The 24,891-nt window shown below is 35.9% G+C and carries 25 protein-coding genes; 13 read left to right on the forward strand and 12 right to left on the reverse strand.

The genetic code is table 11. The features are described from left to right. The first annotated feature begins 201 nt into the window (after positions 1–201). The 5 genes from PSA_RS05190 (at position 202) to PSA_RS05210 (ending at position 6,378) form a co-directional block, all read left to right on the forward strand. On the forward strand, positions 202–861 hold the full coding sequence (locus tag PSA_RS05190) for a tRNA-uridine aminocarboxypropyltransferase (protein ID WP_042147337.1): 660 nt from the start codon (positions 202–204) through the stop codon (positions 859–861). A gap of 738 nt (positions 862–1,599) precedes the next feature. After that, positions 1,600–2,658: an extracellular solute-binding protein gene (locus PSA_RS05195; RefSeq protein WP_042147341.1), complete on the forward strand. Its 1,059-nt coding sequence runs from the start codon at positions 1,600–1,602 to the stop codon at positions 2,656–2,658. Positions 2,659–2,722: 64 nt separating this feature from the next. Beyond that, positions 2,723–4,372, forward strand: a complete 1,650-nt coding sequence (locus PSA_RS05200; RefSeq protein WP_042147344.1) for an iron ABC transporter permease — start codon at positions 2,723–2,725, stop codon at positions 4,370–4,372. Then, a complete protein-coding gene (locus tag PSA_RS05205; protein WP_042147346.1) occupies positions 4,365–5,411 on the forward strand; it encodes an ABC transporter ATP-binding protein in 1,047 nt (348 codons plus the stop codon). The genes PSA_RS05200 and PSA_RS05205 overlap by 8 nt, the downstream gene beginning before the upstream one ends. A gap of 70 nt (positions 5,412–5,481) precedes the next feature. After that, complete coding sequence (locus tag PSA_RS05210) at positions 5,482–6,378, forward strand: Dyp-type peroxidase (protein ID WP_042147349.1); 897 nt, start codon at positions 5,482–5,484, stop codon at positions 6,376–6,378. Positions 6,379–6,444: 66 nt separating this feature from the next. On the opposite strand, the gene argR is transcribed toward PSA_RS05210, so the two are convergent. Then, positions 6,445–6,912 (reverse strand): transcriptional regulator ArgR, encoded by a 468-nt coding sequence (argR, locus tag PSA_RS05215; RefSeq protein ID WP_042147352.1) that lies wholly within the window; start codon positions 6,910–6,912, stop codon positions 6,445–6,447. A gap of 233 nt (positions 6,913–7,145) precedes the next feature. Between argR and mdh the strand changes: the two genes are divergently transcribed. Beyond that, positions 7,146–8,078: a malate dehydrogenase gene (gene mdh, locus PSA_RS05220; protein ID WP_042147355.1), complete on the forward strand. Its 933-nt coding sequence runs from the start codon at positions 7,146–7,148 to the stop codon at positions 8,076–8,078. Positions 8,079–8,249: 171 nt separating this feature from the next. Here mdh and ispB read toward each other — a convergent pair whose 3' ends face one another. Continuing rightward, on the reverse strand, positions 8,250–9,221 hold the full coding sequence (ispB, locus tag PSA_RS05225) for an octaprenyl diphosphate synthase (protein ID WP_042147358.1): 972 nt from the start codon (positions 9,219–9,221) through the stop codon (positions 8,250–8,252). A gap of 221 nt (positions 9,222–9,442) precedes the next feature. Here ispB and rplU point away from each other — a divergent pair, with 221 nt between their 5' ends. The 6 genes from rplU (at position 9,443) to PSA_RS05255 (ending at position 12,899) form a co-directional block, all read left to right on the forward strand. Beyond that, complete coding sequence (gene rplU / locus PSA_RS05230; protein WP_042147360.1) at positions 9,443–9,754, forward strand: 50S ribosomal protein L21; 312 nt, start codon at positions 9,443–9,445, stop codon at positions 9,752–9,754. Positions 9,755–9,770: 16 nt separating this feature from the next. Further along, positions 9,771–10,028, forward strand: coding sequence for a 50S ribosomal protein L27 (gene rpmA, locus PSA_RS05235; protein WP_042147362.1), 258 nt, complete (start codon positions 9,771–9,773; stop codon positions 10,026–10,028). A 225-nt stretch (positions 10,029–10,253) separates the two neighbouring features. Beyond that, positions 10,254–11,411, forward strand: coding sequence for an Obg family GTPase CgtA (gene cgtA / locus PSA_RS05240; RefSeq protein ID WP_042147365.1), 1,158 nt, complete (start codon positions 10,254–10,256; stop codon positions 11,409–11,411). A gap of 137 nt (positions 11,412–11,548) precedes the next feature. Then, positions 11,549–12,034: a type 3 dihydrofolate reductase gene (folA, locus tag PSA_RS05245; RefSeq protein WP_231665221.1), complete on the forward strand. Its 486-nt coding sequence runs from the start codon at positions 11,549–11,551 to the stop codon at positions 12,032–12,034. 84 nt (positions 12,035–12,118) lie between these two features. Further along, positions 12,119–12,493 carry a DUF3718 domain-containing protein gene (locus PSA_RS05250; RefSeq protein WP_042147370.1) on the forward strand — a complete coding sequence of 125 codons (375 nt, stop codon included), beginning with the start codon at positions 12,119–12,121 and terminating at the stop codon, positions 12,491–12,493. Between the two features lie 37 nt (positions 12,494–12,530). After that, positions 12,531–12,899 carry a DUF3718 domain-containing protein gene (locus PSA_RS05255; protein WP_371257782.1) on the forward strand — a complete coding sequence of 123 codons (369 nt, stop codon included), beginning with the start codon at positions 12,531–12,533 and terminating at the stop codon, positions 12,897–12,899. Positions 12,900–13,055: 156 nt separating this feature from the next. Here the strand turns inward: PSA_RS05255 and PSA_RS05260 are convergent, their stop codons facing one another. The 7 genes from PSA_RS05260 to lptD form a co-directional block, all read right to left on the reverse strand. Next, positions 13,056–15,071: a methyl-accepting chemotaxis protein gene (locus PSA_RS05260; protein WP_042147375.1), complete on the reverse strand. Its 2,016-nt coding sequence runs from the start codon at positions 15,069–15,071 to the stop codon at positions 13,056–13,058. Positions 15,072–15,221: 150 nt separating this feature from the next. Further along, complete coding sequence (locus tag PSA_RS05265; protein WP_042147379.1) at positions 15,222–16,031, reverse strand: symmetrical bis(5'-nucleosyl)-tetraphosphatase; 810 nt, start codon at positions 16,029–16,031, stop codon at positions 15,222–15,224. A gap of 77 nt (positions 16,032–16,108) precedes the next feature. After that, positions 16,109–16,498, reverse strand: coding sequence for a Co2+/Mg2+ efflux protein ApaG (gene apaG, locus PSA_RS05270; protein ID WP_042147382.1), 390 nt, complete (start codon positions 16,496–16,498; stop codon positions 16,109–16,111). After that, entirely contained in the window at positions 16,488–17,330 is an 843-nt protein-coding gene (rsmA, locus tag PSA_RS05275) for a 16S rRNA (adenine(1518)-N(6)/adenine(1519)-N(6))-dimethyltransferase RsmA (protein WP_042147385.1), read from the reverse strand. Before rsmA ends, apaG begins: the two co-directional genes overlap by 11 nt. Beyond that, a complete protein-coding gene (gene pdxA, locus PSA_RS05280; RefSeq protein WP_042147388.1) occupies positions 17,320–18,321 on the reverse strand; it encodes a 4-hydroxythreonine-4-phosphate dehydrogenase PdxA in 1,002 nt (333 codons plus the stop codon). The genes rsmA and pdxA overlap by 11 nt, the downstream gene beginning before the upstream one ends. Continuing rightward, positions 18,321–19,628, reverse strand: coding sequence for a peptidylprolyl isomerase SurA (gene surA / locus PSA_RS05285; RefSeq protein WP_042147391.1), 1,308 nt, complete (start codon positions 19,626–19,628; stop codon positions 18,321–18,323). The genes pdxA and surA overlap by 1 nt, the downstream gene beginning before the upstream one ends. Positions 19,629–19,642: 14 nt before the next feature. Next, positions 19,643–21,898 (reverse strand): LPS assembly protein LptD, encoded by a 2,256-nt coding sequence (gene lptD, locus PSA_RS05290; protein ID WP_042147393.1) that lies wholly within the window; start codon positions 21,896–21,898, stop codon positions 19,643–19,645. Positions 21,899–22,047: 149 nt separating this feature from the next. Between lptD and djlA the strand changes: the two genes are divergently transcribed. Further along, positions 22,048–22,851 carry a co-chaperone DjlA gene (gene djlA / locus PSA_RS05295; protein WP_042147396.1) on the forward strand — a complete coding sequence of 268 codons (804 nt, stop codon included), beginning with the start codon at positions 22,048–22,050 and terminating at the stop codon, positions 22,849–22,851. Between the two features lie 91 nt (positions 22,852–22,942). Here the strand turns inward: djlA and PSA_RS05300 are convergent, their stop codons facing one another. From PSA_RS05300 to rluA, 3 genes are read right to left on the reverse strand one after another with little or no spacing between them, the layout of a single operon-like run. Beyond that, positions 22,943–23,803: a DUF3530 family protein gene (locus PSA_RS05300; RefSeq protein WP_052380064.1), complete on the reverse strand. Its 861-nt coding sequence runs from the start codon at positions 23,801–23,803 to the stop codon at positions 22,943–22,945. Between the two features lie 47 nt (positions 23,804–23,850). Then, positions 23,851–24,165 carry an META domain-containing protein gene (locus PSA_RS05305; protein WP_042147400.1) on the reverse strand — a complete coding sequence of 105 codons (315 nt, stop codon included), beginning with the start codon at positions 24,163–24,165 and terminating at the stop codon, positions 23,851–23,853. 31 nt (positions 24,166–24,196) lie between these two features. Then, positions 24,197–24,865 (reverse strand): bifunctional tRNA pseudouridine(32) synthase/23S rRNA pseudouridine(746) synthase RluA, encoded by a 669-nt coding sequence (rluA, locus tag PSA_RS05310; protein WP_042147402.1) that lies wholly within the window; start codon positions 24,863–24,865, stop codon positions 24,197–24,199. Positions 24,866–24,891: the final 26 nt, after the last annotated feature.

Below are 24,891 nucleotides of genomic sequence, written 5' to 3' on the forward strand. Positions count from 1 at the left end.
TAGTTTTATTTGTTTTGTGGCAGAAATTTATCTACGCAGGTTGAATGTGTAGTTATTAGGTATGATTTTGTAGGTTGGGCTTTAGCCTGACTATTTTTAACGTCAAAAAATGTGAAGCTGAGGTTTAATAAACTTAAATTATAGATCAAACACCCATTTCCCTATAAACTAGCTGCCCTTTTAATTGCTCGTTAGATTTAAATGAAAAATTCAGTATTGGTATTAAGAAAAAAACAATTAGAAACATCTAAAAAAGAGTTCAGAGCACGTGGCGCTAAACTTAAACGATGTGATCATTGTTTAATAGATATCAATGAATGTATTTGCGATGGCATTCAGGAAGCGCAGTGTGGTTTAGCTGTATGTATGCTGATGTATCATAATGAAAGTTTTAAGCCTTCAAATACAGGGCGTCTAATAGCTGATGTAATACCTGAAAACTTCGCGTTTCGTTGGGATCGAACTGATCCAGATAAAGGATTTTTAGCGCTTATTAGTGATGAGCAGTATCAACCTTTGATTATCTTTCCATCAGAAGGCATCGAGTCACAAAGAGTCGTTGAAACCGTTGAGCGTACAGAAGGTAAAAAGCCGTTATTGATCTTTTTGGATGGCACATGGCGTGAAGCTAAAAAAATGATCCGTAAAAGTCCTTATTTAGATCAATACCCTGTTTTATCGATTACACCTGATAAGTTATCTGAATATAAATTGAGAGTAGCAGTACATGATAATCATTTAGGTACAGCTGAAGTTGCTATTATGGTATTAGAGCTTGCAAATGAAGTAGATGCGGCAAATAAACTAAGTCAGCACTTTGAAGATTTTAGAGAAGCATATTTAAAGTGTAAAAAAAGATAAATCTGCTGCGCATATTTATTTAGGACAAGAAAATGCGTGATATATGAAAACATATACCACGCTGACTGGAATCTTTCTAAGCGTCCTGCTTTCTAGTAATACTAGTTCCGTTAAAACTTTTCCCTAGGCATATTTTTATTCTAATATGACTAACAAATCCCTTGTCATAATCCGGTTCATCACTGAAAAACATCCAATGTTAGCAATCTTTGCTATATATCCTTAAAACAGACATCTTGTCTGTTACTCCTTAACTAAGTCGTTCCATGATATCAGTCGTTAAACTGTGAGCATCTTGCTCTTCCTCAACTTGTACTCATCTGAGTCGTAATCAACATCCTGTCTGCTTGAGCATCCTTCTTCCCTTCAAGCGATGAGTAAATTATAGAGAAATGATGCTTTAAAGGTATAAGTGAGAGATGAATTATTAATTGTTTTACATATGAAATATTGTGATTTTATGTTTATTGTAAGTAAATTCAATGGTTTGATTGTTTTTTTATTCTTTTTGTATCGTTAATTAATGATATGTCTGTCATATTTGTGGGATATATCTCACAGTATTTATCCGTTTATAGTCTACATTTTAATTTTATTGTTTACCTTGAGTGAGATAGATCATAGAAAAACTTAAAAAGTTTGAATAGTTAATTGATAATCGTTATTATTCATGGCTTGTCATTAGTTTTATTTTAAAAAGATACTGTTCAATAAAGTATTATAAAAATAGGTTCTAAAATGAAAAAAACAATTCTAGCATTATCCCTTTTGGGGTTAGCAGCTTGTGATCAAGCGCCATCAGAAAACAAGGTTGAAACAACTGCCGAAAATACTAAGGAAAAAGCAAGTGGACAGGTAGTGAATGTTTATTCTTTTCGCCAACCATTTTTGATTGAGCCTATTTTAAATGAGTTCACTAAAGAAACCGGAATTGAAACAAAAGTGGTATTTGCAAAAAAAGGTCTTATTGAGCGAATGAAGCGTGAGGGTAAACATACTCCTGCCGATTTAGTACTGACTTCAAACTTTAGTGCTTTATTACAGTTAGAAAATGCAGATCTAACACAGCCAATTCAAAGCGATACTGTAGATAAAAACATCCCTGGTCAATTTAAAGATGCTCAAGGCAATTGGGTTGCTTTAACTAAGCGTGTACGTAATGTTTATTCATCTAAAGAGCGTTTAGGTGCGTTACCGGAACTGACATACGAAGACTTAGCCGATCCTAAATATAAAGGCATGTTATGTACTCGTTCTGGTAAGCATCCGTATAACTTAGGTTTAATAGCCTCTATGATTGCCCATCATGGTGAGCAAGAAACAAAAACTTGGTTGCAAGGTGTTAAAGCTAATTTAGCGCGTAAACCTCAAGGAAATGATCGTGCACAAGTAAAAGCAGTTAAAGAAGGTTTATGTAATATCGCGTTAGGTAATAGTTATTACTTTGGTAAAATGATGCAAGACCCTAAACAAAAAGTGTGGGCTGATTCTGTATTTATTAATTTCCCAAATCAAACCAATCGAGGCTCTCATATTAATGTGTCAGGTGTCGTTTTAAGTAAATATACTAAGCATAAAGCCAATGCATTGAAATTAATTGAATTTATGAGTGATGAAAAAGCACAAAAAATGTATGCTTCATTAAATATGGAATATCCTGTTAAATCAGGTGTTGCTTTATCAGATATGGTCGCTTCTTGGGGAAAATTCTCAGAAGATGCAATTTCACTTGATAAAATCAGTGAAAACCGCACGTTAGCACTAAAATTAATTGATGAAGTGAAATTTGATTTATAACTAATTAAATATGCGAGTTTAAAGTATTATACTGCTTTAAACTCGTAGCATTTCAAAGGTATCAATGCGTTTTTCAATTTCTCGATGGCAGGTCATTGCTTGGTCTGCCGGAATTATTTTAACTCTTCCGCTTATATTTCTTATTTTTGAATCTCTCATTCCCGATCCTGATGTATTTGATCATTTATGGAATACCGTTTTATGGGATTACACTTATAATACATTTGTACTGATTTTTGGTGTATTAGCATTAAGCGCTTTAATTGCTTTGCCTTTAGGTTGGCTTGTTGCTTATTGTGATTTCCCTGGTAAAAAGCAGTTTGAATGGGCGTTAATGCTGCCTTTGGCAATGCCAACTTATATCATCGCTTATGTTTATACTGATTTACTCGATTATGCTGGTCCGATTCAAATTTGGTTGCGAAATACCTTTGGTTGGCAAAATCCAGATGATTATTGGTTTTTTGATATAAGAACACTGCCGGGCGCTATTGTGATGATTGCCTTGGTATTATATCCGTATTTATTTTTGATTTTTAAAACTGCATTAAGAGAGCAATCATTTAAACTTGTACAAGCAAGTCAACTAATGGGTTATAGCGCGATACAAAGCTTTTTTAAAGTCTCTTTACCTTTAGCTCGGGGCTCTATTGTTGCAGCACTTGCTTTAATTGCCATGGAAACAATGGCTGACTTTGCCACTGTAAATTACTTCGCTGTTAGTACGTTAACAACAGCAGTATATGATACTTGGTTTGGATATTACTCATTAACAGCCGCTGCAAAAATATCAGGTATTATGCTGTTATTTGTATTTATGTTTTTAAGCATTGAGCGCTTTAGCCGACGTAATAAAGCTGTACATGAAAGAGGTGGGGTTAATAATGATGCCATGCTTTATAAGTTGTCTAAACGCAATGGTTTTTTAGCAACTTCATTTTGTTGTTTGGTGCTGCTATTTGCTTTTTTCATTCCTGTTTCAATATTAGTGAGTTATGCCATCAGTTATTTTGATCAGGCTTTTAATAGCGAATTCTTTTTATATGCTTGGCAAAGCTTAAAATTAGCATCTATTGTCAGTTTTATTTGTGTTGCTTTGAGTTTATTTGTTGTTTTTAATCAGCGCTTGTCGACAAAATCAATAGATTTAATTCCTGGTCGAATGGCAAGCATGGGTTATGCGCTACCCGGTACCGTATTAGCGATTGCAGTATTATTACCCTTAAGCTTACTAGATAATGCTGTTAATCAATTTGTAAGGCCGTTTATGGAAGAGCCCGGACTGATATTTAGTGGTACCTTAGTTGCGATCACGCTCGCTTATGTCGTACGTTTTTATGCAATATCTCAAGGCACAATAGAAGCGAGTTTTTCGCGTATTTCTCCCTCATTAGATATGGCGAGTCGCTCTATGGGTAAAACACCGGGGCAAACACTCTCTAAGATACACTTCCCATTATTACGCAGAGGCATGTTAACAGCTGCTTTGCTGATTTTTATTGAATGTATGAAAGAGCTACCAGCCGCGTTACTATTAAGGCCTTTTGACTTTGATACTTTAGCAACACATGTTTTTCAATATGTGAGCGATGAGCAGTTGGAGCTAGCTTCAATATCTGCATTATTTATTGTTTTGGTAGGTTTACTACCTTTGTATTTTATTACCAGCTCTATGGAAAGTGCTAAATTAGAAGAAGAAACCGCTAATGAGTGATTTGTTGATTGAAAAGTTAAACTTTGATTATCAAGGTAATAAAGTGATTGATAATCTATCTTTGACGATAGAAAAAAATGAAATCGTTTGTTTGTTAGGTGCCAGTGGCTGTGGCAAAACAACAACATTAAAAGCTGTGGCAGGTTTGATTGAACCGGCTTCAGGTTTGATTAAAATATCAAATAAAACATTCAATGATAACAAATCTTGTATTGCACCCGAAAAGCGCAATATTGGCATGATGTTTCAAGACTATGCTTTATTTCCCCATTTAACCGTTAGTCAAAATATTGGTTATGGTTTATTAAGTAAAGATAAAAAGGCTAACTCAGAGCGCATTAATGAAATGTTGGGTTTGGTTAAGCTTAAAGGTTTTGGTGAGCGTTTTCCGCATCAGTTATCTGGTGGCCAACAACAAAGAGTCGCAATTGCCAGAGCGCTTGCATATAAACCAAGTATATTGTTATTAGATGAACCTTTTTCGAATATAGATCATCAAGTAAGATTTCAGTTAATTGAAGATATTCGTCGGATCATAAAAGATCAGCAAGTATCTGCTATTTTTGTTACTCACTCTAAAGATGAAGCGTTTGCGTTTGCAGATCAGCTGGCGATCATGAATGAAGGTAAGATTATTCAGCAGGGCACTGCAAAAGCGTTATTCTACCAACCTAAAGCCAAAATGGTTGCAGAATTTTTAGGGCAAGGAATTTATATCGATGCGCAATATCAAGGTGAACTGAGTTTCAAAACACCTTTGGGGGCTGTAACATCAACTCAAGATGTTAATGCTGATAATGACCAAGGCGTTTTATATATTAGACCCCAGTATATTAGCTTAAAATCTAAATGCACTAGTAAAACAGATCATAGTGTAACGATATTAAGTAAGCGTTTTATGGGAACGCGTTATATTTATCGCATTAATATTTTAGAACAAGAGATTGAAATAGCATCAACTGATGATGGTGAGTTTAATCATGGCGATCAAGTTAACTTGAATATTTTGCCACATCCAGTAAACTTTTTTATAAATTAGTCGATTTATACCAACTCTATTAAGTTAGTGAAAATCTCTTTATTGGTATTACTTATATTTAGGAACTTTAATGCCCCAAGCTCAATCAGGTGTTTGTGCTGAAGCAAACCTACATGGCCTATACCTTTTTTTTAATGTATTAGATGGCCATGATGATGCGATAAAAAATAAGCTTGGAAAAATTACGGCATTACAAGAAGAGTACAGTGAGCAATTTTCAGAAGCGATGCTTTCAAGTATGGTTGCGATAGGCGCGCAATATTGGCCGCATTTATATCCTTCATCACTCCCGAGTGGCTTAAAAAGCTTTCCGCATATAAGTCATGATGAACATGCAATGCCGAGTCAGCCAGTTGATTTATTGATTCAAATTAGATCTGATAGATTAGATGTTATTCATTTGTTTGCATCAAATATACTTTCTTTATTTTCATCTGATGTAGAGCTTGTTGATCAAGTTAAGTGTTTTCGCTTTTTAGATGGCCGTGATTTTAATGGTTTTAAATATGGTGGTGATACACCAAGAGGGCGCACTAAAATGAATATGGCTTTAGTCGCAAACGATTGTGAGTTTGCGCAAGGGAGTTATATCCATGTGCAGCGCTATCGCCATAATTTAGTTGAATGGCAAAAGTTATCGGTTACTGAGCAAGAACAGGTAATTGGACGTACACGTTTAGATAATGAGTTAATTATGCCTGTCAATGCCTCAAGTCACGCAAATAAAATTGAATTAAAGAATGAGCTTGGCCAACCTATATTATTACATCAGGGCATGCCATATGGTGATATGCATGAGCAAGGTATGTTATTAGTTACTTGTAGTAATGATGGTGATGCATTTGAGGTATTGACTAAAGCGCGATTAGGGGATGCACACAGTTATGATGCTTGGCTTGATTTTACTCAAGCAGATATGGGGGCTTCATTTTTTGCGCCATCAATTGATTTTTTAAACGCTTTATAAAAATAAATGAAGCAGGGAGCACAATTTAAAGTTTGCTAGTGCTCCTAATCGAAATGAGAAGTTGATCTATACAGTTTCAAATAAGTTTTTGATTTTTTCTAACGTGACATCAATTTCAGATATTTTTGCTGGTGCTATAAAAATAGTATCATCGCCTGCAATTGTGCCTAATACACCATCTGCTTTACCTAATGAATCAAGTAATCGCGCAATTAATTGTGCTGCTCCTGGACTCGTTCGTATGATGATCATCATTTCGTTATGCATGATATCAATTACTAGTTGTCGTAAAGGGCTTTTGGCAGTTGGCACACCCATTTCAGCAGGTAAACAATAAACCATTTCTTGTTTGGCATTACGCGTTCTTACAGCACCAAACTTACTCAGCATACGTGAAACTTTACTTTGGCTAATATTTGTAAAACCTTGATCTTTTAAAGCATCAACGATTTCACCTTGAGAACCAAAATTTTCTTCTTTTAATAATGCTTTAAAGGCTTTAACTAAAGCTTCTTGTTTATCTTGAATTTGCATCACGTAACTTTTTTTGAACGGGTTTTGTAAAGTTTACACAAATTTTACGATCAAGCCTATATTAGAGCCGATATTTTCATCGGTAATGCTTGAAAATGGTCTAAATTGAAATTATTTACAACTATAGTCGAAACTTTGCTTAATAATTGCGGGTTTCATTTGTCTTTAGGAGAGATTTTCTTTATCTTTATGGGCGAAATTAATTACCCTTCTTTAATCTTCGGAGAATACAAATGAAAGTTGCCGTTTTAGGTGCCGCTGGTGGTATCGGTCAAGCTCTATCTTTATTGTTAAAAACTCAGTTACCTGCAGGTTCAGAATTATCTCTTTATGATGTTGCTCCAGTTGTTCCTGGTGTTGCTGTAGATTTATCTCACATCCCAACTGACGTTAAAGTAGCTGGCTTTGGTGCTGATAGCCTAGGTGATGCTTTAACTGGTGCTGATATTGTATTAATCCCAGCAGGTATGCCGCGCAAGCCTGGTATGGACCGTGCTGACCTTTTCAATGTTAATGCTGGTATTATTAAAACTTTAGCAGAAGGCATTGTTGCTAACTGTCCTAAAGCTTTAGTAGGTATTATCACTAACCCAGTTAATGGTACTGTGCCAATTGTTGCTGAAGTATTCAAAAAAGCGGGTACTTATGATGCTAGCCGTGTATTTGGTATCACAACTCTTGACGTGATCCGTTCAGAAGCGTTCATTGCAGAGCTTAAAGGCTTAAACGTTGCTGACGTTAAAGTACCTGTAATTGGCGGCCACTCTGGTACGACTATTTTACCACTTCTTTCACAAGTTGAAGGTGCTACTTTCACTGATGAAGAAGTTGCTACACTTACTCCTCGTATCCAAAATGCGGGTACTGAAGTTGTAAACGCTAAAGCGGGTGGCGGTTCAGCGACACTTTCTATGGGCGCAGCAGCAGCTCGTTTTTGTATGTCTTTAGTTAAAGGCCTAAAAGGTGAAGATGTTGTCGATTACGCATATGTAGCTGTTGAGAATGGCGATGCGCCATACTTTGCACACCCAGTACGTTTAGGTAAAAACGGTGTTGAAGAGATTCTTTCTTACGGTGCATTAAGCGCGTTTGAAGAGCAAGCTAAAAATGATATGTTAGCAACTTTAAAATCAGACATCCAAGAAGGTGTTGATTTTATGGCTTAATAGATTTGCTTTGCAATGCTATTATAGAAAAAGGGTGATATTTATATCACCCTTTTTTATTGCTGTAATTTATATGCTTAAATGTATTTAGGTATTAAAAAAGAGATAACAATGTTATCTCTTTTTCTTTTGCCATTAAGTGGCTTTAATAAAGATTGCGTAGAAATTTATTTATGAATTACGTGCCACAGCCAAGCGAGCAAGAGATTCTAATGCAAGTTTATATTCATTATCAGGAATAATAGATAAACAGTTAATTGCTTTTTGTGCTTCTTCTTCAGCTTTTTGAGTTGTGAATTCAAGGGCTTTAGTTTGCGCTAAAGTAGCAAGAATATCGTCTAGATAATCCATGCCATCACACTTTTCAATCGCTTGTCTTATTTGTGCTACTTGTTCAGGTGTACCTTTTTGCATGGCATATATAAGCGGAAGTGTTGGTTTGCCTTCAGCAAGATCATCACCAATGCTTTTACCTAAAGTATCTTGATCAGCATTGTAATCTAGTACATCATCAATAAGCTGGAATGCTGTACCTAAATGCATTCCGTAAAGTCTCATAGCTTCTACTGTTGCTTCATCTTGTTCAGTGATTATGGCTGAAAGTTGTGTAGCCGCTTCAAACAGTTTTGCAGTTTTGCTATAAATAACCTGCATGTAACTTTCTTCAGTCGTATCTGGGTCGTTACAGTTCATTAATTGAAGGACTTCACCTTCAGCAATAACATTGGTTGCATCAGATAAAATCTTCATAACAGACATTTTTTCTAAATTGATCATTAACTGAAATGAGCGGGTATAGATAAAGTCGCCAACTAATACACTTGCGGCGTTACCAAATTCAGCGTTTGCTGTTGGGTTACCACGTCTTAAATCAGATTCATCTACAACATCATCATGTAACAAAGTTGCCGTATGAATAAACTCTATGATCGTTGCTAAGGTAATATGTTTATCACCTTTATAGCCAAATGCTTTTGCTGCTATAATACTCAACATAGGGCGAATTCTTTTACCACCACTATTAACTATATATAGACCTAATTGGTTAACTAAGGCGATATCAGATTGCATTTGTGCATAAATCAGTTGATTTACGTTATGCATGTCGTTGTCAGTTAACGCCTGGATAGTTTTTATATCCATTGAGCTTGAAACCTGCTTCTAATGTGATGGTTATTTTGGCCGCAATTATACATAATAAATGGCCTCTCTTAATAGCTTAATTTTTGCAAAAATATGACTTTATTTATATTTGTGTTTTTATTGAACTTTGGCTTGCTTGTTATTTAAATTTACCGTAGAATTCGCGACCATTGAAAAATATATTAGTTGCGCCGATTTGAGGGCGCACAACGGAGTTAATTATGTACGCGGTTTTCCAAAGTGGTGGTAAACAGCATCGTGTGACTGAAGGTCAAACGATCCGTCTTGAAAAATTAGACGTAGAAACAGGTGCATCTGTTGAATTTGATAAAGTTCTTTTAGTTGCAAATGGCGAAAAAATTGAAATCGGCGCACCTTTTGTTGCTGGTGGCAAGGTTTCTGCTGAGATCGTATCTCACGGTCGTGGCGAGAAAGTTAAGATAGTTAAATTTAACCGTCGTAAACATTCTCGTAAGCAAATGGGCCACCGTCAGTGGTTCACTGAAGTTAAAATCACAAGCATCAACGCTTAATTAGGAGTACGGAAAAATGGCACATAAGAAAGCAGCTGGTAGTACTCGTAACGGTCGCGATTCAGAAAGCAAACGTTTAGGTGTTAAACGTTACGGTGGTGAGTCAGTTCTTGCTGGTAGCATCATTGTTCGTCAACGTGGTACTAAATTCCACGCTGGTACAAATGTAGGCCTAGGTAAAGATCACACAATCTTTGCTAAAGCAGACGGTAAAGTTAAGTTTGAACAAAAAGGTTCACTTAACCGTAAATACGTAAGCATCGTTTCTGAGTAATTACTCAAATGAATGCTGAAAAACCTCGCTCAGGCGGGGTTTTTTGTTTTTAATGAGTATATATCTCAATAATTTAAAAATATTCACAAGTTAACTAGAATATTTAGATATATATTCAAGAATCGATAGACTTGCACCTAATTCACTTCGTCGTTATGAACTTAAGCTATAATTCAGTGATACTTGAGAAGTGAGCGCAAGCAAGATACAAATCTAAGGGTTGTTATGAAATTTGTTGATGAAACTGAAATCCGTGTAGAAGCTGGTGATGGTGGTAGTGGCGCGTCGTCTTTTCGTCGTGAAAAATACGTGCCATTTGGTGGTCCAGATGGCGGTGATGGCGGTGATGGCGGAAATGTTTATCTAGAAGCTGATGAAAATTTAAATACTTTAATTGATTATCAATTTGAGCGTTTTCATAGAGCTGAAAGAGGTGTAAATGGCCGTGGTGCTAACTGTACGGGTAAAAAAGGCGAAGACTTATGTCTAAAGGTGCCTGTTGGTACAAGAGCGCGTGATATTGACACTGACGAAATGCTTGGCGATTTAACTGAACATGGTAAGCAGTTGCTAGTTGCTAAAGGTGGCTTTCATGGTTTAGGTAATGCACGTTTTAAAACAAGTACAAACCGAGCGCCTCGCCAAAAAACGCTTGGGACGCCAGGTGAAGTTCGTCAGCTTAAGCTTGAACTAATGTTACTTGCTGATGTGGGTTTATTAGGTTTACCAAATGCGGGTAAGTCTACATTCATACGTAGTGTTTCAGCTGCAAAACCTAAAGTTGCTGATTATCCGTTTACAACATTAGTGCCTAATCTGGGTGTTGTACGTCCTGCAATGAATAAATCTTTTGTTATTGCTGATATTCCTGGATTGATTGAAGGTGCAGCAGATGGCGCAGGTTTAGGTATTCAGTTCTTGAAACACCTAGAGCGTTGTCGTGTTTTACTACATATCATTGATATTATGCCGGTAGATGGCTCTGACCCAATTGCAAATGCAAAAGCAATTGTCGGAGAGCTTGAAAAGTACAGCCCTAAATTAGCTGAACGTCCTCGTTTACTTATTTTTAATAAAATTGACTTGATGCCTGAAGACGAAGCTAAAGAAATATGTAACGATATTGCCGAAGCCTTAGGTCAAACAGAAAATATTTATCAAATCTCAGCGATTAATAAGCTGAATACTGAACCGCTATGTTTCGATATCATGGATCTACTTGATACAATGCCAGTAGATAAGTTTGAAGAAACAAAAGAAGAAATTGAGTTTAAGTGGGATACTTACCATGAAGGCGCAGTTATTGATGAAAGTGGCTCTTTTGAAGATGATGAAGACTGGGATGAAGACGACTACGATGTAGAAGTTATCTACCAAAGATAAATAAAAAATTACTTTTTAAAGGCGCATTAGCGCCTTTTTTAATATATAAAACTACCTCATAAAGAAATAACAAAAAAAATAATAATTTAAAACAAAAACTCTCAATTTAAATTAATACTAAAGTACTGGATTTGACTATGAAGATTTCAATGGTAGCTGCGATGGCAAATAATCGTATTATAGGTAAAGACAACCAAATGCCTTGGCATTTACCTGCTGATTTAAAACATTTTAAAGCTGTGACTTTAGGCAAGCCAATAATAATGGGTCGTAAGACATTTGAATCAATTGGGCGCCCATTACCAGGTAGAAAGAACATTGTGATTAGTAGAGATACATCCTACGAAGCGCAAGGTGTTGAGGTGGTATCAACACCTGAGTTAGCTATTGAAAGTGCTGGTGATGTGCCTGAGGTTATGATTATAGGTGGCGGACATATATATGATATTTTTTTGCCATTATGTAATAGGTTATACCTTACTCATATTGATTTAGAAGTGGAAGGAGATACACAGTTTCCAGATTATGAATCAGCTAGAACTTGGACAAAAGAACAGGTAGAAGAACATAAAAGTGACAGTTCGAATCCTTATAACTATACTTTTATAACATACAGTAACTAAGTGTTACTTTATTGCACATTTTTTAACTTGCTGATAGAATTTGTTATAACGAAGTAGTTATAAAGTATTAAATAAGGTACGTTAATGAATTTCAAGACAACACTTGTAGTAAGCGCTTTAATTTCAAGCTCTTTTTTAGTGGCTACGCCGGCGTCTGCTAATGAGCAGCTAGCAGCTAGTTTATGTGATTATGTTGCTGCTGATGATAAAAGCCGCTTACGTAAAAAACTAAAAGAGTCTAGAGTTAAGTTAAGAAATGTTTTTGCGGGTGTATCGTGTTCAGGCAATAACTTACTAAGACATGCGATGCAAAGCAATGCAAATGGTACTGGAAAATTTATTGTTAAAAAATTACCAAAATCTGATCTTGCTTCAGGCGGTGATGTTGATTGGGCTGCTGCAAATGGTCATTCAGGATCTCCGATAGTTGCCGATATAAAAGCACGAGCTGGGATTTAAATAATTTTAATATTTGGAGATAAGATAAGATATGAAAATGAAAAGTATTTTTACACTGTCTGTAATTTGTGCCAGTTCAGTTTTATTTTCGGTCTCTGCTCAAGCAAATGATCAGCTAGCCGCGAGCTTATGTGATTATGTTGCTGCAGATGATAAAAGTCGTCTTCGTAAAAAAATGAAAGAAACACGTATAAAACTGAGAAATGTTTTTTCTGGTATAAGTTGTGGCGGTAATAATTTATTACGTCATGCTATGGCTAATAATGCCGAGGGAACAGGTAAATTTATCGTTAAAAAGCTTCCTAAGAGCACATTGGCATCTGGTGGAGATGTAGAGTGGGCTGGCTCAAATGGCCACTCATCATCGCCTATCGTTGCAGCGATAAAGGAAAGAGCAGGTCTTTAAATATTGTAATTGATCATAAATAAAAAAGTGCATAGTGCGCTTTTTTTGTATGTGTTGATAAAGTTGATTATTAGTTACTAGATTAAACAAGGTCGCGCATACAAAAAAGCCAGATGAGATTTCATCTGGCTTTTTATTATTTACTTATTGATAAATTTAAACTTTAAACTCATCTACTGATAATCTCAGTTCTTCAGCTAATTTTGCAACTTCCTGACTGGCAGTTGAAGTTTGTTCGGCTCCTGATGAAGCTTGCTCTGTGATTGATACAATTGACTCTAAGCGTTCGCTTATCTCAAGAGAGACATGGTGTTGCTCTTGTGCGGCCGTTGAGATCTGTTCACTCATATCATGAGCTTGAGATACGGCTTTAGTAATAAGTTCAAGGGCTCGTGTTGCCTGCTCACTTTGATTAACACAAGAAACTGCTTGCTCTTTACCTTTAGCCATCACAGATACAGCTTCTTCTGCTCCTGATTGTAATGATTCAATCATAGCTTGTATTTCTTGGGTTGATTCCTGTGTTTTACTCGCAAGAGACCTTACTTCATCAGCTACAACAGCAAAGCCTCGGCCTTGTTCACCGGCTCTTGCAGCTTCAATTGCTGCATTTAAAGCTAGTAGGTTTGTTTGTTCAGCGATACCTCTAATAACGTCTAAGATACTGCCAATAGAGGCACTATCTTGATGAAGTTTATTAATAACTTTTGATGCTGAATCAACTTCGCTAGCAAGTTTTTCAATGGTGTTTTTGTTTTCAGCTGAAATGCCTTTGACACGTTCAGCTTCGTTATCGGCATGTTTTATTTCATTAAGTGCTTCTTCTGCGCTATGAGTAACTGATTGTGATGTGCTGCTCATTTCAGTTGTTGCTGTAGCTGCTTGTTCAACCTGAGCGCGTTGTGCTTGCATCGCCTGACTTGATTCAGTGGTTATTGTAGATGTTTCCTCTGAAGCTGCTGCAAGTTGTGTTGAGCGGGATATAATCCCTTGTATTAGTGTTCTTAAATTATCAATCAGGGTATTACAGTTTGTTGCAAGTTCACCGAACTCATCTTGCGCTGAATCATCTAGTTTTCTGGTCATATCACCTGAAGCGACAGTTTCTAATATATTGTTAACTTCAGCTAATGGACGAATGATGCGTTGAACTGTTAAGTAAGCAACTAAAATTGCAATCAATGTAGCAATTGCCATTCCAATCAGAGTCCATAAATTAGCAGAAGATACGTTATCATTAACTTCTGCTTGTAAGTCAAAAGCCAAAGTACTAGATATTTGTACTAACTTATCTAGTTGCTCAATAGCAGTCTTAGTTTCATTTTCAGCATGATCTAAGGCTGTTTTTGCTTGAGATAAGGCATCTAAATGTGCTTGTTTATTTATGACTAATGCATTTGAACCAATAATGTTAGTCTTTAGTACTTCAAAATAATCAGTTAAATCCGAGAGTAAGTCAGGTTCTTTACTGGCAATAGCTTCATTTATAAGGCTAAGCCCTCTTTCTAAGTCTGTGATACTAAATTTTTGCTCATTATTTAACGTTTCTAGTGTTTGAGCATTGTTTACAGAAATAAGATCTGTGCTATTACTGACAATAGATAAAAAGCTATTCTCCATATTACTCGCAGCTTGAAATGCGCGAGGCGCTTCAGATTCTAAATTAGTCTCATCAATGATATCAAGTACAACTGTACTGGCATCGTCAGAGTTAATTTCGATTTCTTCTAATTGAGTTTTTAATGTTTTTTGCAGTTGAATAACTGCTTTCTTTTTAAGGTAGAGTGTATTCACATCTTCAGCGAAGATTGTATATGTTTTTTTGATTTGAGCGCTTTCATTAGAAAGTGCTTGATGAACACTGACACTTTGAATTAAGTTTTTATATAATGCGTCAAATTTCCCTTCAATTTTTTTAAATTCAGCTCTTAATCTATCAAGCTCAGCTTCTTCCTTTGCATGGTAAATTTGTAAACTAATTTTACCCATCATAACAAACTCAACTTGCAGTTCAGAGCTGATACTTAAAGCAGGCAAAGAAAGCTGGTTAACAAGTTGTGCTGATTTATTTATATTCGAAATTTTCCCTAACGAGTTACCCCCAATTAATAGAAGTAAAAAAGTAATAAAGACGAATCCGCCCCAGATCCGCTGACTAACAGTTAGGTTCATATAATTTCCTATTGAACAGGTGAAATACTCTACTCAAAGTATCGGTTATAAACTCAATAAGTTGAGTATTACTTGTAATAAATTTAACAGATATTTATAAAATAAACACTAAATTACATAAAACATAGCGAATACTTTATAAAATTGGAACTAAATTGCTGCTTGTGTCGTAATTGTACCTGTATTTAACTCTAATAAGGTTAGCTCTTTACCCCAGACACATCCAGTATCTAATGCAATAATATTTTCATTGTCGGTTTTACCTAAAAGGGACGCCCAGTGTCCAAATATAATTTTAGTATTTTTTAAGCGTTGTATATTTGGATGTTTAAACCAAGGTTGTAGTTCTGGGGTATTGTGTGGTGCGTCTTTATGGATAAAGTCCATTTCATTATTAGGGGTTAAAAAACGCATTCGAGTAAAGGCATTTACAGTGTAGCGAAATGACTCAATCTCAGATAATTCATCAGACCAAATTAAAGGTCCTTCACCATACATATTTTTAAAGTAGTATAAAGCATCATCACTTTGGTATTTTTTTGTTGCTAAGTTTGCTTGAGTGAGTGCGGTTTTAATATTCCAATGTGGTGAAAGTCCAGCATGACAAATTAATGTTTGATAAGACTCAAGCCAAATAGCTAAAGGTTGTTTTTGTAAAAATGAGATAAGTTCTGGAAAGTCCGATGCAGAAAATAAACTATCTAATAGGTCATTTTTTTTTGGTTGTTTATCTAAGTAATATGTGGCAATTAAGTGTAAGTCATGGTTTCCCAATGTGATTTTTACACTGTCTCCTAGGTTTTTTAAATACCTTAAGCAATCGAGTGAATCAGGACCTCTCGCAACAATGTCGCCGACTAGATATAAGATATCTTTACTAGGGTTAAAGTTTACTTTTTCTAAAAGTAACTTAAACTCAGTAAAACATCCTTGAAGATCTCCAACTGCATAATCAGCCATAGATTTAACCTTTTTGTATACTTTGGAGGAGATTAAATAACCTAAATTAAATTAGGTTATTTATTATGAGTGCTTTTTTAATGAAGAATGTTAGGGGTTGATAATCTGAAGACATCTATAGGTGCATCAAACTCAGTGCCAAACTCATTTCGCATTTTATAATGCCCTTGCATTGTACCAACAGGTGTATCTAATTGCGCACCGCTCGTATAGCTGTAGCTTTCGCCTGGAGATATACTCGGTTGTTCACCCACAACGCCTTCACCTTCAACCTCTACTTCTTTACCATTCGCATCGGTTATTAACCAAAATCTGCTTACGAGCTTCGCACTGCATAAACTGTGGTTTTTAACCGTAATAGTATAAGCAAATAAATACTTTTCTTTTTCTGGTTCAGATTGTGCTTCAATATAAAAGGTTTCAACAGAAACCTTTATTGGTGAGCCTAAGCTATTTTTAATCGTCATTTGATACCGTGTTACAATTATCAAGGTTTGCTTTATTATCATAAAGCCAATTTGCTATAACAATAAACTGATTTAATGTAATGTTTTCAGCTCGCATTTTTAAATCTAAACCAAGCGCTTCAATTTGCTCAGGTGTTAATAGGTTTGAAAGACTATTACGAATTGTTTTACGTCGTTGGTTAAATGCCTCTAAACAAACGGTATTGAGCATTTTTGTGCTTTTGGCAGTTAACTGTTCAGGTTTTTTAGGAATTAACCTTACTACTGCTGAATCAACTTTAGGTGCTGGTTTAAAACATTCTGGGCCAACTTCGATTACAGGCATTGCATGACAGTAATATTGTGTCATTACACTTAAGCGGCCATAGGCTTTACAATTTGGCTGTGCAGCCATGCGTTTAACAACTTCTTTTTGTAGCATAAAATGCATATGTTCAATATTTTGAGCATATTCAAATAAGTGAAACAATAAAGGTGTAGAAATATTGTAAGGTAAATTCCCAAATACTTTGAATTTACAATCTGCTTTTACCAGTTGAGAAAAGTCAAAAGTAAGTGCATCACCTTGGTGAATTGTTAGCTTGTCACCTAAGGTTGGGTGGTATGTTAAGCGTTTAACAAGATCTTTATCTAATTCAACAACAGTCAAATGACCAGCAAGCGCGGTAACAGGCTCGGTAATTGCACCTAAACCTGGACCGATTTCTACTAAGGTATCTTCCGGCTTTGGATCAATTGCAGTCACTATTTTATCAATGATGCCTTCATCATATAAAAAGTTTTGTCCAAAACGTTTTTTTGCTCTATGGCCTAAATGTACTTTATCTGTCATTAATAATTACTTTATTTTTTGTTGCTAAGTGAATGGCTTCACTAATAGCTAATTCAAAACTTCCAACATCAGCTTGACCTGTGCCAGCTAAATCTAATGCTGTGCCGTGATCCACTGATGTGCGAATAAAAGGTAAACCTAAGGTAATGTTTACTGAGTTACCAAATCCTTTGTATTTTAGCACAGGTAAACCCTGATCGTGATACATAGCAAGCACGGCATCAGTTTGATTTAGGTATTTATCCTGAAATAATGTATCTGCAGGAAGTGGGCCTGTTAAATTCATGCCTAAATCATTTAATTTTTCAATTGTAGGCGTGATGGTTTCAAGTTCTTCTGTGCCTAAGTGGCCATCTTCCCCAGCATGTGGGTTTAAACCACAGACTAAAATTCTTGGGTGCTTGATACCAAATTTTTCTTGTAAATCGTGATGCAGAATTTCGGTTACTTTAGTTAATCTTTCAGCTGTGACAGCCTTAGATACATACGCCAATGGAATATGGGTGGTAACTAACGCAACTCTTAGTCCCTCAGTTGCTAACATCATAACAACATCAGATGTATTAGTTTGTTGTGCAAAATACTCTGTATGACCACTAAATGAGATGCCAGCCTTGTTGATTATGCCCTTATGAACAGGGCCTGTAACAACTGCAGCAAAAGTTCCGTTGGTATTTTGCTCTGAGGCAAGGCGCAGGGTATGTAAAACATACTCGCCATTGGCTTCGTTTAATTCACCTGGTATCGCGGGTACTGTCATATCAATTTGTGTGTAATAAAGCTCTGTTGCTTTATTTGACTGAGCAGGTTTATCGGCATTAAACTCTATAAGTTTTAATGGGAGACCTAATTGCTGGGCTCTTTGCTTAAGTAATTCCTTATCAGCAATAGCAACTAGCTGGGCAGACCAGCCATGTTGAATAAGTTGTATTAGCAGATCCGGGCCTATACCCGCTGGTTCGCCTGGCGTAATTGCTATTCTAATCGTCATTACTGTGCTTCCACCACTAATTCTATATATGCTTGCTCTCTGATCTCACGTTGCCAAGCAAAGCTTTCTTCTTTATATTTTTTGTTGTAAAGCATTTTTGAAGCGCGATTCTTTTTAGCAAGATCTGTTTTATCTGCAATGCGTTTATCCAGTAGTTGAATTATGTGCCAACCATGGCTTGATCTAAATGGTTCACTGATCTCATCTTTTTTAAGTGCTAACGCGTTCTTTCTAAATGCAGGCACCCACATAGTTGGATCTGTCCAGTCATATTCACCACCCTTAAGTGCTGAGCCCGGATCTTCTGAATGCTCTTTTGCAAGTTCGGAAAAGTCAGCTGTACCTGCACGTAAATCTTTAACAAAACCAGCTAGCATAGAACGAGCTTTTTCTTCACTAACAATGACTGAAGGCTTAATTAAAATATGACGAGAACGTACTTCAACTGTTTCAACAACTTCTATACCTCTGATATCTTGAATCTTAACAATATGGAAACCTGCACCCGATCTTAGCGGGCCTATTATCTTGTCTTTTTTCTTTCCTTTTACAGCTTCAGCAAAAAGTGTTGGCATTTCATTGATATTCATCCAACCCATTTGTCCGCCTTCTAATGCGCTTGAACCACTAGATGAAGCAATTGCAATACGTTTGAACTCTTCACCTTTATTAAGAAGTTCAATTACTTTTTCAGCACGTTTTTTTGAGTTTTCAATATCTTCAGCGGATGCGTCTGCTGGAATATCAATTAAGATATGACCTAAATCATATTCTTCGCTAGTACCTTGTTGCTTATCCATAATTTTTAGAAGGTTATTAATTTCTTGCAGGCTGATGTATACACGGCGGTCAACATTACCACGTAAAACTTGCTGTGTGGTCATCTCTGTACGGATTTCTTCGCGGTAAGCTTGGTAGTTATCGCCTGAATTTTCTATGGTTGTTCTTAAATCTTCAATGCTACCATTTTGTTCTTGTGCCATTCTCATTAATGTTTGATCTAATTGACCATCAGATATTTTAAGGCCCATTCTATCGGCCATTTGCATTAATAAAGATTGATTGATCAAACGATCGACAGCTTGGCTATAAAGCGCTTTATCTGAAGGCAGTGTTTGAGATTCGGTTTTAGCTCTGCTCTTGACTCGATTAATTATAGTGTTTACTTCGCTTTCTAAAATCACGCCAGAATTCACGATTGCAATGACTTTATCTAGCTCAACTTCTTTTGCGACTAAGTTACTGCTTAGGCCAAAATTGAGACCTATTCCAAATACTGTACTTACTAATAGTGTTTTTAACTTCATTTTAATTTCTTGATTTAATTATTTATAAAATAAGGGCGACGGTAACCAAAGATGCCTTGTTGTAATAACTTTTTAGCATCGTAGTTACTTTTTCCACCCAGCCCTTTAAATACAAAATTCAGTCTAAATCCTGAATTAAATACTGCGTCTTGTTGTCCAAACTCTGAGTCTGATTGATTTAAATCAGTTTCTATTTGTCTGTGGCCTGTGAATTGAATTGCCCAACAACATGATTCATATTGCAGTCCTGATAAAATTTCAACACTACGGTTATGCTCTAAGTCCCTTTGATAACTCGCAATAAACTGCCAATTATCAGCAATTGGAATGCTAGTAAAGGCACCCATTTGTTCAATTATATTATCTGAGACATCATTTGCAAAGCGATGGTTCAATTGTATAAGTTGATTATTATCACCTTTATAATCTAAAGTCATATGTGATTGAACTAACTCTTTGCCTTCAACATCATATTGAATGCCAGCGCCTAAATACCATCTTCTATGCCAATGTAACATGGCTTCACCAGCAAACAAGGAATTATACGTTTTTTGTTCATCTAATTCTTGCTCTGAAGGTTTTGCAGAATCAGATAAATAAAAGGTCTGCCCAGCACTTAAACTGAATAGTTCATTATTTTTTTCTCCAAAAATACGTGTTGTTGCACCAAATGTAACCTGATTAGCGGCTGCAATGCGGTCAACACCGGAGAATCGTTTATCACGAAATAAACCAAAGAAATCATCTTGTAACCTAGTTGTATCGTATAAACCAATGTTAGATTGATCTTTTTTTGGTACGTATAAATACTGAATTTGAGGCTCTAGTACTTGATAGCCATTTTCTACTAACCAAGGTGTTTTTCTTTCTAAGTTTAGCTGTGTATGCAACCTCAGTTTAGGTAAAGTACGGCTGACACGTTTTTCAATATCAGTGCCTTCAAAGTTACCATTTTGTTGGTAATTGGTTTGTAAGAGACTTAGCTCAGATAAAAAGGACCAGCCAAATTCTTGATAATTGTAACGTGCTTTTGGCTCTATGTGTAATCTAGACGCTTCAGTGATAATTAAATCAGTATTCTGAAAATGGCTTAGCTCGCCATTTAACGTAAACTGAATATCGTTCCAATTAAAAGCTTGGATTTGATTGAAAGTAATTTGTGGCATCGCGGAGTAAGAGGCTAAATGATCGCCTAGCACTTCGAAATTTTGTACTTTTATATCTGTTTGCCACATATCACCAAAATGTGTCAGTAAACCTGTTCTATAAAGCTGCGTATCTGTTTTATTAGCAAAATCAGACTCTAAATCAGTTAAGTAGTTGTCATCACTTACATTGGTAACATCTATGCTAGCACGCCAATCATCGTTAAAGTTTGTAACTTGCTGCCAATTAAAAAGGTATCTCTCATTTAATTCTGGTTCAGATTGATCTTCATTAAGATACTCTATACCGATAGAGCCTTGGTGCTTTTCGGTTAGATAACGCACTTTGGTTTTTAATTGCACACCTTGGTTTGCCATATAGCGAGGTGTAATTGTTGCATCAACGTTTTCTGCAATGTTCCAATAGAAAGGCGCTTCAATTTCAAAACCATATTTAGAAGAGGGTCCAAAGCTTGGAATTAAGAATCCTGATTGCCTCTTATCTGAAATAGGGTACGTAAAATAAGGTAAATAAAGCATTGGCGTATCGAGTACTTTTAACGTCATACCATAAGTTTCACCCCAACCCTCTTCTTGAGATAATATTATTTGATCGGCTTCAATTGACCAGAACTCATTATCGACAGGACAAGTTGTAAAACTTCCATTATTTAAGATGAATTCATTTTTATTGATTGAAAGCAGTTCTGCGCCACCACGAGCTTGTTGCTGTGTTAACTGATACTGCGCACCTAATAAGTTGATTTGAGAACTACTTAAGTCGGCATTTAAACCAGTACTGCTTATTTTTGAAATCACATCTTGATAGCTAATAGGACCTGTTGCATTAAATAACCCAAGCCGCTTATCAATTAAAGCTGATGTTGCCTTAATATTAAACTTGGCTGAATTAATATCAACATCACCTGAGAATTCAGCACTTTGAGTGCCTAATAGCTCAACATTATCTGATTTAATGTCCATGCTACCAAATTGGATGTTTTTTAAAGGAGACCAAGTATTTAATTGATTTTGAGAATGACACAACAAAGAAGCATCTTCAGCATGGCTTATCATTGGAAAACATAAGCCTGTGAGCAACAAAAGGCTCCTAGTATTGTTCATTTATTAACCTTAATGCTCAGGTGATTAGGGACAATCAGATATAATAAAACAATTTGGTCAAATTCTCTAATAAATGAGATTGCAAAATTAGTAAAAAATTGTATTTTACAGGGTATAAATATAAAAACTGTTAAAATGGAGGTAAAGCAATGTGGGGTAAAATACTAGGAACAGCTTTTGGCTTTTTATTTGGTAAGTTTTTAGGAGCTGCATTAGGGTTTTATCTTGGGCATATGTTTGATAAAAGTTTAAAGCAAAATTTTGATAAATCAGGTGGATTTCAAAGCTTATTTTCTGGTGAGGATGTTCATGAACGCCAAGCTTTATTTTTTTATACCTGTTTTTCAGTAATGGGGCATATCGCAAAATCAAATGGTAGAGTAAGTGAAGTGCATATAAAAGCAGCTTCTCTTTTTATGGATGAAATGGATTTAACAGGAGAAAGCAGGCAAGAAGCAAAAGATGCTTTTGTCGCAGGCAAAGATGCTGATTTTCCGTTAAAAGATACATTATCTGATTTTAAGGCACGTTTTGCAGGGCGTTTTGATTTATTACAGTTATTTTTAGAAATACAAATTCAGATGGCATTTAGTGATGGACACTTATCAGAAGAAGAAAAATCGCTGCTGCAAAAAGTAAGTAAACAATTAGGTATTTCAAAAACACACTTCATTTTCATTTTAAAGCGTTATCAAGCTGAATTTAACTTTAGACAAGGTCAGCAAAAATCAAACAAGCAAGCACAAACTAATAAAATGGGCCGAAAACAGGCTTTAGAGGTATTAGGTTTATCTGATACTGCAAATGAAAAAGAGATAAAAAAAGCATACCGTAAACTGATGTCACAGCATCATCCCGATAAACTAGTATCCCAAGGTTTACCAGAACATTTGATGGAAATAGCCAAAAGAAAAAGTCAAGATATTCAAGCTGCTTATGAGTACTTAAAATAATAATTCTGCTGAGCAGGTTTATTAAAAGATGCGCGGCTGAAGCCAAGCCTATAGTGTAGATACGTTAATCTATGTCCATAAAAATTGTATTTTATATTCCTATCTTAGTTAAAAACCCGTAAATCTCTTTCAGCAAACGAGCATGTTGGAGTGAGGAGTCGTTATTACCAAATAGTTCTCTTTGTCGATAATCAAGTTTATGTGCTTTTCTATTGGCTTTTTTCCTATTGGAAACCTCGGATAAAACCCAGTTATTATCATGGGTATGATAAATATCTAGCACTGGGGCTATCACCTTAGCAATCGTATTGCTTAAACCTCTATTTAAAGTGGGATCAGGTAAAAAGCTACTTAGTAAAATGACCGCATCCACTTCTTCTTCTGGCTTAGTCGCCAAAAATTCAGATATCATGGCTGACGTTGAACCTTGGGCTATGATAATGATAAACCCAGGATGCTCTAAGGCTTGCTGATAAATCGCTTTTATGCGGCTAGTAAGCAGTAATTTATATGTTGAAAGTTCGGCTTCAGATAATACAGGTAGATCTGGCGCATGAAATAAAGCTTCATTGGTGAGCGCTGTAGTGGTATTTAAAGGAATTTGATCGGGAACATTGAGTGCATACGATACCCAACCATAATCATTTAACTCTTTTCTAAGGTAATCTAAACCAAGTTGATTATTTGCAGGTGAACTCCAATCGGGAAATAACAATACAATCCCTTTAGCTTGGGCGGCAGTATGATCACGATACAAAGCACTAAACTCGCTATCGCCAGCGAGTATTTGTTTTATCTCGTCACCTTTTAAATAATGATATAAATCTTGCTGATAGATACTTTCAAGCGTCGGCGGTGCTTTTACATCAATATCTTCTGATTCAGCCGCCCAAGAAGTACAACTAATAAAAAATAAACTTAAAATGAAGATGTAAAAAGAAGTGCTTTTCAAAGTATTCCTAAATTTTATAATTTAATATTTTATTATCGGCTTGTGATTTAAAACCTTGAAGCTAATTTAGCAATCACATCGTTATTTTTATTATATAAAAATAAGCTATCACCTGATATTTTATATGAGTTAACTTTTTCCAACATAGGCGCAATGCTGTTCTGTTGCTCCATGCCCTTAGTGCAAAATTTTTCGGTGGTATTTATTTGATTAAATCTAAGTATTTGCGGTGAGATGGTAAGCGGTGCATTCGATTTATATTCAGTATCTAACTGTAGCTGCTCTATCGTGTGACAGCCAGCAATAAATAAAAAGCATATAATAGCTAAAAAGTAACCGTGGTATTTATATATGCTTTTCATTTAATTCTCAATTACTTATATAACAGGTTAATTAGAAAGGGCTCGGTGCATTGAACTCTAATATTTCTTCCGTTACTGGATGTCGCACAGATAAAAACTCTGCATGTAGTTGTAATCTTGGCTCAGCTTTTAAAGCATCTTCGTGAGCATAAAGTCTATCACCTAAAATGACATGCCCTTGAGATAACATATGCACTCTTAATTGATGAGAACGACCCGTTATTGGCGTTAACGCAACACGAGTTACAGTATTGCCACAATCAAGGGTTTGAGTTGATAATACTTGCCAAAGGGTTTGTGATGGTTTGCCGCGTTCAAAATCGACCATTTGCTTTGGGCGATTTGGCCAATCACAAATTAAAGGTAAATCAACTAATCCAGATTCTGGTGCTAGTGCTCCCCAAACGCGTGCAATATAGCGCTTTTTCGTTTCTCTTTGCTGAAACTGGCGGCTGATATGTCTATGAGCTGGTTTATTTAACGTCATACATAATATGCCTGAGGTCGCCATATCTAAACGGTGCACTATCGTTGCTGTAGGGAAAACACGTTGAACACGTTTTTCTAAAGAGTCTGCATGTTTAGGATCTTTTCCTGGAACAGTTAATAGTTCGCTTGGTTTGTTTAATACTACTAAGTCATCATCTTGGTAAATAATTTCAAGATACGGATCTGTTGGCGGATTGTAATTAAATAACATGCAAAGCTCGTACGTAATAGGAGGGA

The organism is Pseudoalteromonas sp. '520P1 No. 423' (assembly GCF_001269985.1).
Taxonomy (GTDB): Bacteria; Pseudomonadota; Gammaproteobacteria; order Enterobacterales; family Alteromonadaceae; genus Pseudoalteromonas.